This window comes from Sedimentibacter sp. B4 (genome assembly GCF_000309315.1).
Taxonomy (GTDB): domain Bacteria; phylum Bacillota; class Clostridia; order Tissierellales; family Sedimentibacteraceae; genus Sedimentibacter; species Sedimentibacter saalensis.
Map to the genome: position 1 here is coordinate 1 of NZ_CANG01000143.1, position 210 is coordinate 210.

The following is a 210-nucleotide window of genomic DNA, read 5'->3' on the forward strand; positions in this document are numbered from 1 at the left end:
CCAGGTAGGTGCCGTCGGCGGGTGTGTAGCCCACCTCGGGCAGGTGCGCCGCGAGCTCGCGGGCAAGCACCTGCTTGTTCGTGGCGATCTCACCCGCGAGCTCATCGACCCAGTCCTGGGCGTGGGTGAGCGCGGCGGTGTGCAGCAGGTTGCCGAGGTGTCCGCTGGACTGTTGCGCCAGGCGGGGGGAGGCGCCCAGCACCGCGCCCG

General features: G+C 72.9%; 1 pseudogene. It reads right to left on the reverse strand.

From position 1 onward, the window contains the following. Positions 1–210 (reverse strand): annotated as a pseudogene (locus BN358_RS26150) (hypothetical protein); the annotation flags it as partial.